This is a genomic window from Microbulbifer maximicatervae (SeqCode), assembly GCF_052467305.1.
Genome location: NZ_CP174306.1, coordinates 1,105,056 through 1,118,876, shown reverse-complemented (window position 1 = coordinate 1,118,876; position 13,821 = coordinate 1,105,056). Strand labels below are relative to the sequence as shown.

Genomic DNA, 13,821 nt, shown 5'->3' with positions numbered 1-13,821 from the left:
AGGGCCGCGCGGTAATTCCCCTGCGCCCGCACTAAAATCCTCATAGGGCTAACGCAATTCGGGCTGACAATGATCTACGTGTTGATAGAACGGGAAATTGCGGCAGAAATGCAGGGCAGCTATGAAGAGGCCGCCCGCAAAATCCTCACTTGCGCCTACCGCACAGTAGGCTTTATCGAGGGGCAGACCTATATCGAGAAGGGCAATCCCTTGCGGCGCTTTACACTCTCCAAATGGCAATCTGAGCTCCATTGGCAACACTGGTATACCAGCCAGGAGCGCCGCGCACAGATGAATCTACTCAACCCACTGATGGTGCGGGAAGAGCGCATTACTGTCCTCGAGATCGCAGCATAAACTGGGCAGCCAACTCTACTGCGGATTGCCAATGCTGAAGCTGGTTAAAACCGCTGGCGCGACGGGGTTTAAAGTCGTGATCGCCATCTTCCAGCCACTCGACCTCAATGGTGTTCGCCAAACCGTAGCCCTCTACCTCAGCCCGGCTGCCTAATGGGTCCCGATCTCCCTGTATCACCAAGGTCTGGCAGCGAATATCCACCAAGTGCTCGGTACGCAGCTTTTCCGGCTTGCCCTGGGGGTGAAACGGATATCCCAGGCATACGGCACCGGCAATCGCCTTCTGCCCCCAGTATTCATCCGCCAATAGACTCGCCACGCGCCCGCCCATGGACTTACCACCGATAAACAGGGGCAACTCGGGGCCTAACTGGACGATTTGCTCGCGGAAAGACTCTTGCAGCTGGGGCATGGTATTGGGTGGCCGCTTACTTCCCCCGGTGCGCCGCTGCGCCATATAGGGAAACTCAAAACGGACAACTTCCACACCCTGCTCACACAACCCCTGCGCCAGGAACTGCATAAACTCACTGTCCATCGGCGCCCCGGCGCCATGGGCAAACAGAAAGCGCGCAAGGGGCTCTCTCGGGCTATCGATCAACCACTCAGACATCGGGGGGCAGGTCCTCGGCCAGGACCAGGTTTACAGTTTCTTCACCGGGCTCAAACCAGATCACCACTTGGCCGGATTGCAGCTGGCGACGCAGGCTGGCAACTTTGTCCACCAGTTCCACTTCACGTTCACCGTATTCGGTGCCCTCGCGAGTGGCGTACTCTTCCAGCAGAGATTGCAGGGTATCGGCACCTAGTTGTTCGAAGGGAATAATCATACAGCGACTAATTCAGGTAGGCTGGGAGCAGCCATAGCCACCCCCAGAATATTGTAAAACGATCAGGACTTGGGTTTGCGGAAGCGCAGGGTCATACGATCGCTCTCGCCGATAGCGAGATACTTTTCACGGTCCTCTTCACCCAAGCGCATTACCGGCGGTAAGGTCCATACGCCTTTGGGGTGGTCAGCAGTGTCTTTGGGGTTCGCATTTACCTCGCTGGCCTCTTCGAATTCAAAGCCCGCCTTTTTAGCCAGGTCGATAACATACTCCTGGGTGACATAACCACTTTTCACCATATCTTCCAGGCTGGTACCTGGCTTGGCACGGTGCTCAACGATCCCCAGAACACCACCGGGCTTCAGCGCGGCAAAAAAGCTGGCAAAAGCTTCATCGGCATAATCGCGATACATCCAGTTGTGCACGTTGCGGAAAGTTACTACGGCATCGGCACTGCCTGCCGGAGCAATCTCGCGACCGGTTTGCGGGGCAAACTCAGTCACAATTACTTTCTTGTAAGCCTTATCGTTAGCAGCCAGCTTTGCTTTGAAGTTCTTCAGGGAGCGCTTGAAGTAGTCGGACTCACTATTCTCAGGGAAGTGCGCTGCATATAAGGTCCCCTTCTTGCTCAGGTAGGGCCCGAGAATTTCGGTATACCAACCGCCGCCCGGGGTAATTTCCACTACCGTCATATCCGGCTCGATCCCCATAAACTCCAGGGTCTCCGCTGGGTTGCGGTACTGATCGCGGGCGACATAATCCTTGTTGCGATGATCCCCCTTAATGGCAGCAGAGAAATCTGCGGCCTGGGCTGTGCCCGCCAAAGCCAGGGCACCGGCCAGGGCCACCAGGGATTTCTTAAAATTGCTCGTCATAGTTTTTCCTGTGTTGTTATCGTTGGTCCAACTTCATTTGCACACTGTTGATCTTATCCTGCATAGATTGCTCGCGGTCAATACGAGTTCCCAATTTCAGACTGGAACTGATTCGGTCGGCGCCCATTTGATGTACCCGCTCGTGGCACTCTTTAACTGCCGCCATCACCTTATCCCAGTCCCCCTCGATATTGGTACCGTATGCGTGCAGGCGATAGGAAAGCCCCGCCTCTTCCAGCACCCGCTCACACTCAGCAACGTATTTACTGACGGAAACACCAACGCCGATAGGGATCACACATAAGTCCGCAATCACGTTCATCAACAGTCCCTCGTTAAAGTACTTGGATATTGGTTTCAAAATAACGCTTTTGAGATTGGCCGATAGAGTTATTCGACGAGATCCTATTACAATGTCAGCTCAACGTCTCTCGTGAAGCAAAGGAACCCTATATGCAACAGCATCTCGTTATCTCCATGATCTCTGATGACAAGCCCGGTGTCGTGGAAAAGCTTTCAGCAGTTATCGCAGATAACGGCGGCAACTGGGAAGACAGCCATATGGCCCACTTCGCTGGGAAGTTTGCCGGAATCCTGCGGGTGGCGGTGCCCGCAGATAAAAGTGAGACACTTAAAGAAGCGTTGTCAGCCCTGGCAAACGCAGGCTACAACCTGGTTATTGAAGATGCCATTGCAGTATCCGCCAAACCCCAGCAAACGCTGACGCTGAAACTGGTTGGCAACGACCGTCCCGGCATAGTCCGCGAGATCTCGCGCGCACTTACCGCTCACCATATCAATATGGAGCATCTGGAAACCACTTACGGCAGCACCCCCTGGAGCGGTGAGCCCCTGTTTAATGCCGAGTGCACTATCAGTGTGGCCGAAGACATAGATCTCGACGGCCTGCGTGACGATCTGGACCAGATTGCCAATGAACTCGGGGTCGAGATCGATTGCGAGGAGATCGCCACCCCCATCTAATTGTGGAATAATCCGCAGCCGTACAGGGCCGGGCACTGCTGTCCGGTCTAGCTAGAAGTCTCTCCAGCGCAAACGCCACCTCATGTTTAAGATTGTTCTATACCAACCTGAAATAGCTCCAAATACCGGCAATATTATTCGACTTTGTGCCAATACTGGGGCAGAGCTGCACCTTATCGAGCCCTTAGGTTTCGATATGGATGACAAACGCCTGCGCCGCGCCGGCCTCGACTACAGCGAGTACAGTCGCGTGGTGCGCCACAAGGACTGGCAGACCTTTATCGATAGCGAGCAACCCGCCAGGGTACTGGCGCTCTCCACCAAGGGGAGCAAAAGCCATACCGCGATCGAATTCCAGGCGGATGACGCCATTGTATTTGGCCCGGAGACCCGGGGGCTACCCGCAGAGTTCCTGCAAGCAGTAGGGGCCGAAAACACATTGCGTATCCCCATGCGTGCCGAGAGCCGCAGTATCAACCTATCCAATGCCGCCGCCATTGTTATCTATGAGGCCTGGCGACAATTGGATTTTAGTGGCGCCGTGTCCCAGCAGTAAGAAGTTCACCTGTTATGCAAAGTTCCCAAGCCCCAATCGGACTCTTTTACGGTTCCAGCACTTGCTATACCGAAATGGCTGCGGAGAAGATCCGCCAGTGTATCGGTCCTCAATGGATTGATATCCACAATATCGCAGAGGCGGATATTGGCCTCGCCGAAGACTACGACTTCCTTTTGTTCGGCATTCCCACCTGGGACTACGGCGAACTGCAAGAGGACTGGGAAAATATCTGGGACGACTTGGCCGCGCTGGACCTGCACGAGAAAAAGGTCGCGCTGTTTGGTCTGGGTGATCAGGAAGGCTACCCCCAGTGGTTCCAGGACGCCTTGGGCTATTTGCATTCACAGCTCCTCGCCTGCGGTGCCCGTGCAGTGGGCTATTGGTCCGCAGAAGGTTACGAGTTTGAAGAGTCCAAGGGGCTAACCGCCGATGGCAGCCAGTTTGTCGGGCTGGCCCTGGATGAGGAGAACGAATTCGATCTGAGCGAGGAGCGTATCCAGCGCTGGTGCGACCAGGTAATGCGCGAGTTTGGCTTGCAGGATGGGGGCTGACGGAAGTCTTATTGTGAGCGAACCGGACAAGAAGTACGCAGAAATTGAATGGCGTGAAGACGGCCAACCGCTGTCTCGCGCCTACGACGATATCTATTTTTCCAGCGCCTCCGGCCTGGAGGAAACCCGCTACGTTTTCCTGCAGCAAAATGCCCTGGCTGAACGCTGGCAACAGCTCGCAGAGAACGGCACCTTTACCATTGCCGAGACAGGCTTCGGCACCGGCCTGAACTTTCTCGCTGCCGCAGAGCTTTGGCAGAAAACGGCCCCGGAAAGTGCTCGCTTGCACTTTATTTCGGTCGAGAAGTTCCCACTGCGTCCCAACGACCTGCGCAGGGCACTGGATCTCTGGCCACAACTGGCCCCGTTCGCTCAGCCTTTGATTGATAGCTACCCTCCCCTGCTGGCCGCCGGCATTCACCGGCTGCACTTTGGCCCAGTCAGCCTGACCCTAATTATCGGGGAGGCAAGTGAGGCCCTGAACAGCTTGCGCCTGCAAAGGGACAGCGATCACCAGGTAGACGCTTGGTTCCTGGATGGTTTTGCCCCAGCCAAGAACCCGGATATGTGGACATCAGAGCTGTTTAACAACATGGCCGCTCTGAGCAGTCCCAGCGCCACTTTCGCCACCTTTACCTGTGCCGGGCTGGTTAAGCGCGGACTCCGCGATGCCGGTTTTTCCCTGCGCAAGGTTCCCGGCTTCGGGCGCAAAAGAGAGATGCTGTGTGGCACTCTGGAGAGCCCACAAGTGAGCGAAACCAGAGAAACTCCGTGGCACCTGCCTCACCAGGAAAGCAAGCCCCCTAAAACCGTCGCTATTGTCGGCGCGGGAATAGCCAGTGCCACTATTGCCCGGGCACTGGCAGAGCGCGGCATCGATGTTCAGGTATTTGAACAGGGTGAGGAACCCGGCTCTGGTGGCTCTGGGAATGACCAGGGAATTCTATACGCCAAGTTATCTCCCAAGCCCGGCCCCAACGGAGACTTCAATCTCCACGCTTTGATGTTTGCCCAACGCTACTATCGCAGCCGCTGCTCTAAAGTGAGCCACTTCAGCGGTCTGCTTCAATTGGCGCAAACTGAGCGGGAACAGCAATTACAGAGTCAGGTTGCCGCCACACTGGCGGAGAGCGATGGGCAGCTATTGGCTGAACCTGTCGATGCTCGAGCGGCCAGCTCTCTGGCAGGCGTCGACCTACCCGTGGGTGGACTGCACTTTCCTCACGCCGGGTGGATTGAACCGCGCAAAGTCTGCGCCACTTTATTACAGCACCCAAATATCAACCTGCACAGCAACAGCTTGGTAAAAGGGTTAGGGCGAGAATCGAGCGGTTGGTCAGTAAGAACAGACCGCAGTGACTTTCAATTTGATACGGTAGTTCTGTGCGGCGCCAATGATATTCGCCAATTTGCCCCTGCGGCGGCCCTCCCCCTGAAGCCAATTCGCGGGCAGGTGTCCAGAGCAACGGCCACTGAGAATTCTTCGCAGTTACAAATGGCTTTGTGCGGTGAGGGTTATATCACTCCTGCCTATCAAGGGCGTCAGAGCTTTGGTGCCACCTTTAAGCTTAAGGAGACCGCTACTGACCTACGAGTTAGCGAGCACAGCGAGAATCTACAAAACCTGGCAGAGCTACTGCCGCAAATAGCAGATGAGTTCTCACAACAGTCTCTCACTGGCCGAGCGGCTTTGCGCGCAGCGACCCCCGACTACCTACCCTTAGCCGGCCCCTTACCCAACTGGGACTCTATCAACGATACCTATGTCGCACTGCGCAAGAATCGCAAGCAGTACGTTCCCGAGCGGGCTGACTACCAGCAAGGCCTCTATGTAATGGGAGGCTTGGGTTCCCGTGGCTTTACCTACGCACCACTAACAGCCGAGGTACTGACTGCCTGGATGCTCAACGAGCCCCTTCCGGTCAGCGCAACCCTGGCCAAAGCACTGCACCCGGCTCGCTTTGCCATTCGCGATCTGGGTAGAAACCGAGATATCAAGTAGAGGGGACTCCAGTCTCCTTCTTCTCTGAAGACAGCAAGTTGGCACTGCCGGAACCACAGGCGACGATCGTCTTCATCGCCGCCTCAACACTCACGCCGGGCAGTATTTCTACGCACTCTGCCGGTACGTGAAACACAAACCCGGAGGTGGGTACCGGCGCTGTGGGCACATAGACGGTCATATCTCCATTGGGGTGTTGAGAAGTGACAATTGCGGTGACGGTGAGCGGATTATCAATGCCGTGAATGCGGACCTTGGCTACCGGCCCCGCCAGCACACCTTCACCACCGCCACCAATAAACTGGATCACCACATCTTTGATGGTGCTGTAACCCGGCGCCAGGCGTCCCAACCAGTGATCCACATGGCGGTGCAACCAGCTGCCAACACTGGTTTTCACCAACAAACCAATCGCGAAACAACCACCAAGAATCAGGGCTATCACCACGAGCCTGGCAAGGGTATTCTTAAATTCTGTATGCGCCTCAAGCCACACCACAGCGGGAGCTACAAGATCACTAACTTGACCGAACAGCCACTGAAACAGCAGGACAAAGATAGCTATAGGCAGCACCACTGCGAGTCCACCCAGCAGCGTCAAAGTGATAAAAGTTTTAATTCTGGTCATAGGCTATTGATGAACCGACTTCTCGTGAACAGCTGGATACTGTTATTGCTTTACGCCCCGTGGCCGCAAAGTGCAGCTGCAGAGACACAACTCCAGACAATCCCTTTTTCCATCCTGGAAGAGCGCCAGCGTGGAGGGGACCATTTCACCCAGGGGCTTTTCTACGATGGTCAACGCTGGTGGGAGAGCAGTGGTCGCTACCGCCGCTCCTGGCTCGCCGAGTATACCGACCCTGGGGCCAATCCAGTAAGACGCAAATGGCTGGCTAGGAATCGTTTCGCCGAAGGGCTCACAGTTCTCAACGATAAACTTTACTTGCTGACCTACAAGGCGGGAGAGGTCCATGTCTACCACGCAGACAAGCTCCAACATTTGAAGGTCATGCACTACCGAGGCGAAGGCTGGGGCCTCACCAGTAATGGCCAGCAGCTGATTATGAGTAATGGCAGTGGCGAACTGGTTTTCCGCGATCCCGATACTTTTGAGGTAGTGCGACACCTCAAAGTTCAAGGCGGAGGTAAAAACTGGTCCAGACTCAATGAATTGGAATTTGCCCAGGACCTGATTTGGGCAAATATATGGCAAGAAAAACAGATTATTGCCATAGATCCGGAGAGTGGCCAGGTGCGCGGCATTATCGATCTCAGCGCTCTCAATCCGGCCGGCAGAAATCATCCTGACACCGTGGCCAATGGAATCGCCTGGGACAAAGCCAAAAATGGGCTCTGGGTAACTGGAAAGTACTGGAAACAGCTCTATTTGATTCGCCCTGCAGGACTGGGCTTTGAGCGTACCAGTAGAGTTTCTAACGCTGATCCGTAACGGTCAGCACACCCCCATCCCGGAGATAGTCCATCGCAGACAACTGCAACTGCAAGCGATAGCCGTGCCCCCGGCTCTGTAGGCTGACGCCTTCCAAACTCGCCTCGCCGTCATACAGCGTGGTGAATTTCCCTTCTTCATTTTCCCACTGAATATTTTCAACTTTTTGCATGCCGGGTAACTCGAGAGTGACCACCGTGAACTCTTCCGGCAAAGGCTGTAGCTCAACCTGGGCAACACCCGATGCGGTCGCCAGGGAAAATGCCAGTTGGTTTTCCGGTGCTGTTTGCCACCCCAGGTGAGTGTCAGCAACAACAGATTGAACCAGATTATGTGGGGAGGTGGAGGCACACCCCAGAAGTCCGGCAGGAACCGTCAACGACAACACAGTTGACAAAATCAATGTGCGCATAGCCCTATCCTTAGCTTGCCGCTGTGATGGCGTAGGATTATAACCCGCGAAATATGTCACAGACGTAAAGCCGTCAATTTCATTCAATTTCAGCGGCATACTCATCAATAAACATACCACGCGCGATCAAGCCACAAGGTATACTCCCCGCCCATGAATTCCCCACAACATATTCTCGAACACGTTTTTGGCTATACCGATTTCCGCGATCCTCAAAAAGCAGTTATCGACACACTGGTAGCCGGCAATGATGCCCTGGTATTAATGCCCACCGGCGGTGGTAAATCCCTGTGCTACCAGATTCCCGCCCTGGCGCGCCCCGGGTGTGGAGTTGTTATCTCTCCCCTGATTGCCCTGATGCAGGACCAGGTAGAAGCTCTTCAGGAAGCCGGCATCCGCGCCGCTTACTTGAATTCATCAGTGGCCTACGACGAAATCCAGACAATCGAAAGCCAGCTATTACACGGTGAGCTGGATCTCCTCTATCTAGCCCCGGAGCGGTTGCTACAGCCACGAACCCTGTCACTACTGCAACGGGTTGAACTGTCGCTGTTTGCCATTGATGAAGCCCACTGTGTTTCCCAATGGGGGCACGACTTTCGCGCCGACTATCTGCAACTCAACTGCCTGCACGAGCAATTCCCCCGGGTACCCCGTATTGCCCTGACAGCGACAGCAGACAAGCGCACCCGTGCAGAAATTGCTCGCCGCTTGGACTTGGAAGAGGCCCGCCACTTTGTCAGCAGCTTCGACCGCCCCAATATCCAGTACCGCATTGAGCCCAAGGACAACCAGCGCCGCCAACTGCTGCAATTCTTACAAAACGGACACCAGGGCAACGCCGGGGTTATTTACTGTCTGTCCCGAGCCAAAGTGGAGAACACTGCGGAGTGGTTGAGCCAGCAGGGCTTCACTGCCCTGCCCTATCACGCCGGGCTACCCGCCGAGACCCGCGCCGAGCACCAGCGCCGCTTCCTGCGTGAAGAGGGTGTCATTGTTGTCGCCACAATTGCATTTGGCATGGGGATTGATAAGCCGGATGTGCGTTTCGTTGTTCACCTGGACCTACCCAAAAGCATCGAAGCCTACTATCAGGAAACGGGCCGTGCGGGCCGCGATGGTGGGGCCTCAGTTGCTTTACTCCTCTACGGTCTCGAGGATGTGGTAAAGATCGGCCAGATGGTGGAGTCCTCAGAGGGCAGCGAAGAGCACAAGCGCCAGGAACGCAGCCGCCTGAATGCCATGCTCGGGCTGTGTGAAATCACCAGCTGCCGCCGCCAGGCCCTGCTGGACTATTTTGCGGAACCACTGGACAACCCCTGCGGCAACTGTGATACCTGCCTGGAGCCACCTGCCACCTGGGATGCCAGTGAGGCAGCGGTAAAACTACTCTCCTGTGTCTATCGCACCGGACAGCGCTTTGGCGCCAGCCACGTGATCGATGTACTGCGCGGCTCCGAGAACGAGAAAGTCCGCAAATTCGAGCACGACCAGCTCTCCACTCATGGCATCGGCAAAGACCTGAGCGCGGCCGAATGGCGGGCAGTCGTGCGGCAGCTGATTGTTCGCGGCTACCTGGAGGTCGAGGGAGAATTCCAGGGGCTGAGGCTCACTGAAATTTGTCGCCCGCTGCTGCGCCGGGAAGAGACTCTCAACCTGCGCAAGCTTCCCCCGAAAGCAGCGCGCTCGCAGAGCCGTGACAGTCGCAGCCTGGATGATCTCAGCCCAGAAAACCAAGTGCTTTGGGAAGCCCTGCGCAACTGTCGCAAACAGTTGGCAGAAGAGCGCGGCGTGCCGCCTTATGTCGTCTTCCACGATGCGACCCTGCGCGGCATGGTACAAGCCCACCCACAAACACACAGCGAGCTATTAGCGGTTTCCGGCGTTGGAGACAGTAAGCTCGAACGCTTCGGCGATGCATTTTTAGCGGTTCTCAGGGATTTTCCCAAACACGAATAACTCCGAACAGTCGGGAGCTTTTCCCCAAAACACAGAGCTGTGTTACAAAGGGGCAAAGCAGTAGAACAATAATTGATAAACCCGACTGAGAGAGAACTATGAAAGTAATCGGCCACCTGATTAATGGCAACATGGTTAATAACACCGGTGCCGCAGGTAACTCCGAACTCCAAGAGGTCACCAACCCCTCCACCAATGAAGTGATCGCCCAGGTTTCGTTAGCCTCTAAAGCGACTGTTGAAGAGGCCATTAGCGCAGCTGAAGCGGCCTTCCCTGCTTGGCGAAACCTTCCGACGGCCAAGCGAGTACGAATTATGTACCGCCTGCGAGACCTGCTGCAGGAGAACGCCGCAAAGATTTGTGAGCTGATTACCCTGGAACACGGCAAAGTCCTCGACGATGCGATGGGGGAATTACAGCGGGGCATCGAGAATATCGAGTACGTTTGCTCTACTCCGGAAATGCTAAAGGGCGAACACAGTAAAAATGTCGGGCCGGCAATAGACTCCTGGAGCGAATTCCAACCACTGGGTGTTTGTGCCGGCATAACCCCCTTTAACTTCCCCGCTATGGTCCCCCTGTGGATGTGGCCCATGGCAATTGCCTGCGGCAATACCTTTGTACTAAAACCCTCCGAACGCACCCCCTCCTCCGCACTGTTTATCGCAGAGCTGGGTATAGAAGCCGGCATCCCTACAGGGGTACTAAATGTAGTTAACGGCGGTAAAGAGGCCGTCGATACACTCCTCACCGATAAACGTGTCCAAGCGGTGAGCTTTGTGGGATCGACTCCGATCGCGGAATATGTCTACACCACAGGTACCGCCCATAGCAAAAGAGTGCAAGCGTTTGGCGGTGCCAAGAACCATGCGATCATCATGCCCGATGCCGATCTGGACAACGCTGCCGCTGCTCTGATGGGCGCAGCCTATGGTTCCTGTGGTGAACGCTGTATGGCCATCTCTGTCGCTGTAGCGGTAGGTAATGAAACCGCCGATGCCCTTGTTGAGAAGCTCAAAGTACAAATTGCTGATCTGAAAATCGGCGATGGTATGGACAGCCAAAGCGATATGGGGCCACTGGTAACCCGGCAACACTTACAAAAAGTGGAGAGTTATATTGCCGCTGGTATCGAAGAAGGTGCCGAGTTGGCTGTAGATGGGCGCAACCAAACCGTTTCCGGTTTTGAAAATGGTAATTATCTGGGTGCCTGCCTATTTGATCGAGTCACTCCGGAAATGTCGATTCACAGCGGGGAGATATTTGGCCCGGTACTCTGTGTGATGCGTGTCGAGTCCATGCAAGAGGCAATGGATATTATCGATGCTCATGAATACGGTAACGGCACCTGTCTATTTACTCGCGACGGTGAGGCCGCACGCTATTTCAGCGACAATATTAAAGTTGGAATGGTCGGTATCAACGTACCTCTGCCGGTACCGGTAGCACACCACAGTTTCGGTGGCTGGAAGCGTTCACTGTTTGGCGACCTCCACGCCTACGGCCCCGATTCAGTGCGTTTTTACACCAAGCGCAAAACCATTACCCAGCGCTGGCCTACCAGTGGTGTAAGGGAAGGTATTCAGTTCAGTTTCCCCTCAAATCAGTAATTACTGAAACAAATCATTATAAGAAGGCCCATAACTAAGCGGGCCTTCTTCCTATCTCCAGATATAAACTGCTAGCAGGCATGAACCTTCAGGACTCCAACCTTTACGTTCCTGAAACACTCCCCTGCCCCGTTTTTCACACTTAGCACCAAAACCTTATATTTACCTCACTAATTTACTCACAAAAAAAACAAATAAGTTCTTATTTTTTAATGCATCTCATTTACTTTAGATTGACAGGGTGGGATTATTTATTTAGCAATAATTGGAACAACCATTATGAAAACCACAGGTCTCGCCATTGCCCTTGTTGCTGTGCTGACCGCTACCCATCAGGCAGCAGCACAACAGGATGCATCATTTAAGAAATGTAAAAAGTGGCAGCAAAAAATTGAACACTTCCGCGAAGAAAGAAAAGATGGCGGATCGGGAGAGCAGATGGAGAAATGGAAGGACAAGATAAAAAAATTGAGAGAGAAATTTAAAGAATACAACTGCGATCAATATAAGCGCCACTTGTAATCAAGAATTGGCAGCTGCAGCACTCAAGAAAAATTAAGCGCCTTCCCCTGAATATCAGATGAGCGTTAAATAAAAAAGGACGCCGAAGCGCCCTTTTTTGGCTGCATGACTGATTACCAGTGGAAATCAAACTTGTAGCCTACACCAATGTTGAATGACCAGGGGTCAAAGAGGTAATCACCACCGAATCTGTGGCGATAACGCTCCCCTAGATCGTCATCAAACCAGCGAGCATCCACTTCGATATCAGTATCAACATCATAGTAAATAGCTGCAAGATTGATTAGCCAGCTACTATCGTGACCGAAATTAAAGTCAACGCCAATTTGCCAAGTATAACCCCAGTTATCGCCAAGGTTTACACGACCATCCCAAGGACGGAATAGTATTTCATCATCAACATCATCCCACCAGCCCCAATGCCTCAAGCGCTCATCGGTAAAGTCGGTGTAGTTGATTCCGACTCCCATATAAGGCTGAACCATACAGCTGGGATCTAGAGGATAGTAATTCAGATAGGCAGCAGTAAGCTGAGGTTTCCATCTGGCAAAATCGCGGCGACGGTGGTAGTCTCTAAAATCATCGTTGAAGCGATACAGCCAAGGCCTGTTATCTCCTCCTGTATGGCGGTCACCCTCGGTGTAACTCAGGGATACACTCATATGGTCGGTAGCCCGCCACTCGACATTGATAAACCAGCCCCACTCATCACTAGGATCAACATTGGAACGGAATGAACCCCAGTCAAAAAAATCATCATCCGGCCAGTCAAAGAATCTATCACCAAAGGTGACATTATCCGAGTTGGGCGAGATATAGGCCCCACCAATTCGAACCTTGAACTCCTGGGTCTTTGGTGGGGGAGGGGCATAGCCAGCCGGTCCTGCCGAAGCGACACTAGAGATTGCTAAGGCGAGGGGCGTCATAACGGGGATCAGAATACGCGTCATCTTCATTTGTGGTAACTCCATTGATATTCAGCAGATCAAACAGCAATCAGCCCAATCAATGGTCAGTCTAGTCGCACGAAGTAACAGGTGTAGAAAAAACAAACAAATGTTGGCGTGTAAAAAAGTATTTATTGTTTTCTGGCACTTAAACCGCTTTTTGGCGTTTAATTTTCCCGAACAAAGTATGATTTTTAAAATGGATAGGCGCCTCTTGGAATTCTAGCGGCCACCAGAGCAAGAAAGATATGAAGAGATCTAAATTAACAAACAAAAAATAGACGCCATTTCACTACTGATTCTTAATACCAGTAAAAGCTTATGAGGGCTTTCATGACGCAAAAAGAAACTGAAAATTTTTGAATGGCTGTTTACATGAAAAACGCGACAGGTCCCAGAACTGGAACCTGTCTGAGTTGTTTTAAATAAAGCTCTGAATTACGACTTTTTTCCACCACCCTGGCATTCAGGACTCTGGGGGGCCTGTCCCTCCCACTCTTCCGGGCTGTAAGTGTGCAGAGCCAGAGCATGTATTGGGCCAGCCATTTCTTCAGACAAAGCCGCATAGACTTTTTGATGGCGCTGCACTTTCCTTGCCGAATTGAACACCTCACTCACCAAAACGACCCGAAAGTGCATTTCAGAGCCAGTAGGCACATTGTGCATATGACTTTCGCATTGCACTTCAATATGCTGAGGAGAAAATTCCGCAGTCAGTTTATCTTTAATTGTCTCAGCAAGACTCATCTATCAACTCCTTTAT

General features: G+C 53.3%; 17 protein-coding genes. 9 read left to right on the top strand and 8 right to left on the bottom strand.

The window, feature by feature from the left end; translation table 11 throughout:
• Nucleotides 1-69 precede the first annotated feature (69 nt).
• Complete coding sequence (locus tag ACJJI4_RS05140) at nt 70-357, top strand: antibiotic biosynthesis monooxygenase family protein (protein WP_413665059.1); 288 nt, start codon at nt 70-72, stop codon at nt 355-357.
• Here ACJJI4_RS05140 and ACJJI4_RS05135 read toward each other — a convergent pair.
• The 4 genes from ACJJI4_RS05135 to ACJJI4_RS05120 form a co-directional block, all read right to left on the bottom strand.
• Complete coding sequence (locus tag ACJJI4_RS05135; RefSeq protein ID WP_444927308.1) at nt 332-970, bottom strand: alpha/beta family hydrolase; 639 nt, start codon at nt 968-970, stop codon at nt 332-334. The two genes, ACJJI4_RS05140 and ACJJI4_RS05135, sit on opposite strands and share 26 nt — an antisense overlap.
• Nucleotides 963-1,187 (bottom strand): YheU family protein, encoded by a 225-nt coding sequence (locus tag ACJJI4_RS05130; protein ID WP_444927307.1) that lies wholly within the window; start codon nt 1,185-1,187, stop codon nt 963-965. The genes ACJJI4_RS05135 and ACJJI4_RS05130 overlap by 8 nt, the downstream gene beginning before the upstream one ends.
• A gap of 62 nt (nt 1,188-1,249) precedes the next feature.
• The gene (locus tag ACJJI4_RS05125; RefSeq protein WP_282933557.1) at nt 1,250-2,062 is read right to left on the bottom strand and encodes a class I SAM-dependent methyltransferase; all 813 of its coding nucleotides are present in this window, start codon (nt 2,060-2,062) and stop codon (nt 1,250-1,252) included.
• A 16-nt stretch (nt 2,063-2,078) separates the two neighbouring features.
• Entirely contained in the window at nt 2,079-2,423 is a 345-nt protein-coding gene (locus ACJJI4_RS05120) for an MTH1187 family thiamine-binding protein (RefSeq protein WP_444896613.1), read from the bottom strand.
• Between the two features lie 92 nt (nt 2,424-2,515).
• Between ACJJI4_RS05120 and ACJJI4_RS05115 the strand changes: the two genes are divergently transcribed.
• The 4 genes from ACJJI4_RS05115 (at nt 2,516) to mnmC (ending at nt 6,158) form a co-directional block, all read left to right on the top strand.
• Nucleotides 2,516-3,046: a glycine cleavage system transcriptional repressor gene (locus ACJJI4_RS05115; protein WP_282933559.1), complete on the top strand. Its 531-nt coding sequence runs from the start codon at nt 2,516-2,518 to the stop codon at nt 3,044-3,046.
• Nucleotides 3,047-3,128: 82 nt separating this feature from the next.
• A complete protein-coding gene (gene trmL / locus ACJJI4_RS05110; protein ID WP_108732553.1) occupies nt 3,129-3,602 on the top strand; it encodes a tRNA (uridine(34)/cytosine(34)/5-carboxymethylaminomethyluridine(34)-2'-O)-methyltransferase TrmL in 474 nt (157 codons plus the stop codon).
• A gap of 14 nt (nt 3,603-3,616) precedes the next feature.
• Nucleotides 3,617-4,156, top strand: coding sequence for a flavodoxin FldB (fldB, locus tag ACJJI4_RS05105; RefSeq protein WP_108732552.1), 540 nt, complete (start codon nt 3,617-3,619; stop codon nt 4,154-4,156).
• 13 nt (nt 4,157-4,169) lie between these two features.
• Nucleotides 4,170-6,158 carry a bifunctional tRNA (5-methylaminomethyl-2-thiouridine)(34)-methyltransferase MnmC2/FAD-dependent 5-carboxymethylaminomethyl-2-thiouridine(34) oxidoreductase MnmC1 gene (gene mnmC / locus ACJJI4_RS05100; RefSeq protein ID WP_444927306.1) on the top strand — a complete coding sequence of 663 codons (1,989 nt, stop codon included), beginning with the start codon at nt 4,170-4,172 and terminating at the stop codon, nt 6,156-6,158.
• Here mnmC and ACJJI4_RS05095 read toward each other — a convergent pair.
• Entirely contained in the window at nt 6,151-6,786 is a 636-nt protein-coding gene (locus tag ACJJI4_RS05095; RefSeq protein WP_108732551.1) for a DUF502 domain-containing protein, read from the bottom strand. The genes mnmC and ACJJI4_RS05095 overlap by 8 nt on opposite strands.
• A gap of 9 nt (nt 6,787-6,795) precedes the next feature.
• On the opposite strand from ACJJI4_RS05095, the gene ACJJI4_RS05090 reads away from it, so the two are divergent.
• Nucleotides 6,796-7,608, top strand: a complete 813-nt coding sequence (locus tag ACJJI4_RS05090; protein ID WP_444927305.1) for a glutaminyl-peptide cyclotransferase — start codon at nt 6,796-6,798, stop codon at nt 7,606-7,608.
• Here ACJJI4_RS05090 and ACJJI4_RS05085 read toward each other — a convergent pair.
• Nucleotides 7,592-8,020, bottom strand: coding sequence for a hypothetical protein (locus ACJJI4_RS05085; protein ID WP_157953964.1), 429 nt, complete (start codon nt 8,018-8,020; stop codon nt 7,592-7,594). The genes ACJJI4_RS05090 and ACJJI4_RS05085 overlap by 17 nt on opposite strands.
• A gap of 153 nt (nt 8,021-8,173) precedes the next feature.
• Between ACJJI4_RS05085 and recQ the strand changes: the two genes are divergently transcribed.
• The 3 genes from recQ (at nt 8,174) to ACJJI4_RS05070 (ending at nt 12,111) form a co-directional block, all read left to right on the top strand.
• Nucleotides 8,174-9,979, top strand: coding sequence for a DNA helicase RecQ (gene recQ, locus ACJJI4_RS05080; protein WP_444927304.1), 1,806 nt, complete (start codon nt 8,174-8,176; stop codon nt 9,977-9,979).
• 98 nt (nt 9,980-10,077) lie between these two features.
• Nucleotides 10,078-11,589, top strand: a complete 1,512-nt coding sequence (locus tag ACJJI4_RS05075; protein WP_444927303.1) for a CoA-acylating methylmalonate-semialdehyde dehydrogenase — start codon at nt 10,078-10,080, stop codon at nt 11,587-11,589.
• Nucleotides 11,590-11,868: 279 nt separating this feature from the next.
• Nucleotides 11,869-12,111 (top strand): hypothetical protein, encoded by a 243-nt coding sequence (locus tag ACJJI4_RS05070; RefSeq protein WP_444916611.1) that lies wholly within the window; start codon nt 11,869-11,871, stop codon nt 12,109-12,111.
• A 113-nt stretch (nt 12,112-12,224) separates the two neighbouring features.
• Here the strand turns inward: ACJJI4_RS05070 and ACJJI4_RS05065 are convergent, their stop codons facing one another.
• Together ACJJI4_RS05065 and ACJJI4_RS05060 are read right to left on the bottom strand one after the other, a co-directional pair.
• A complete protein-coding gene (locus ACJJI4_RS05065; RefSeq protein WP_444927302.1) occupies nt 12,225-13,067 on the bottom strand; it encodes an OmpW/AlkL family protein in 843 nt (280 codons plus the stop codon).
• A 429-nt stretch (nt 13,068-13,496) separates the two neighbouring features.
• Nucleotides 13,497-13,805, bottom strand: coding sequence for a BolA family protein (locus tag ACJJI4_RS05060; protein ID WP_444927301.1), 309 nt, complete (start codon nt 13,803-13,805; stop codon nt 13,497-13,499).
• Nucleotides 13,806-13,821 lie beyond the last annotated feature (16 nt).

Excerpts from the sequence above, each read along its gene's own strand:
- ACJJI4_RS05140 (WP_413665059.1), top strand. The coding sequence starts at position 70 with ATGATCTACGTGTTGATAGAACGGGAAATTGCGGCAGAAATGCAGGGC.
- ACJJI4_RS05135 (WP_444927308.1), bottom strand. The coding sequence starts at position 970 with ATGTCTGAGTGGTTGATCGATAGCCCGAGAGAGCCCCTTGCGCGCTTT.
- ACJJI4_RS05130 (WP_444927307.1), bottom strand. The coding sequence starts at position 1,187 with ATGATTATTCCCTTCGAACAACTAGGTGCCGATACCCTGCAATCTCTG.
- ACJJI4_RS05125 (WP_282933557.1), bottom strand. The coding sequence starts at position 2,062 with ATGACGAGCAATTTTAAGAAATCCCTGGTGGCCCTGGCCGGTGCCCTG.
- ACJJI4_RS05115 (WP_282933559.1), top strand. The coding sequence starts at position 2,516 with ATGCAACAGCATCTCGTTATCTCCATGATCTCTGATGACAAGCCCGGT.
- trmL (WP_108732553.1), top strand. The coding sequence starts at position 3,129 with ATGTTTAAGATTGTTCTATACCAACCTGAAATAGCTCCAAATACCGGC.
- fldB (WP_108732552.1), top strand. The coding sequence starts at position 3,617 with ATGCAAAGTTCCCAAGCCCCAATCGGACTCTTTTACGGTTCCAGCACT.
- ACJJI4_RS05095 (WP_108732551.1), bottom strand. The coding sequence starts at position 6,786 with ATGACCAGAATTAAAACTTTTATCACTTTGACGCTGCTGGGTGGACTC.
- ACJJI4_RS05090 (WP_444927305.1), top strand. The coding sequence starts at position 6,796 with ATGAACCGACTTCTCGTGAACAGCTGGATACTGTTATTGCTTTACGCC.
- ACJJI4_RS05085 (WP_157953964.1), bottom strand. The coding sequence starts at position 8,020 with ATGCGCACATTGATTTTGTCAACTGTGTTGTCGTTGACGGTTCCTGCC.
- recQ (WP_444927304.1), top strand. The coding sequence starts at position 8,174 with ATGAATTCCCCACAACATATTCTCGAACACGTTTTTGGCTATACCGAT.
- ACJJI4_RS05075 (WP_444927303.1), top strand. The coding sequence starts at position 10,078 with ATGAAAGTAATCGGCCACCTGATTAATGGCAACATGGTTAATAACACC.
- ACJJI4_RS05070 (WP_444916611.1), top strand. The coding sequence starts at position 11,869 with ATGAAAACCACAGGTCTCGCCATTGCCCTTGTTGCTGTGCTGACCGCT.
- ACJJI4_RS05065 (WP_444927302.1), bottom strand. The coding sequence starts at position 13,067 with ATGAAGATGACGCGTATTCTGATCCCCGTTATGACGCCCCTCGCCTTA.
- ACJJI4_RS05060 (WP_444927301.1), bottom strand. The coding sequence starts at position 13,805 with ATGAGTCTTGCTGAGACAATTAAAGATAAACTGACTGCGGAATTTTCT.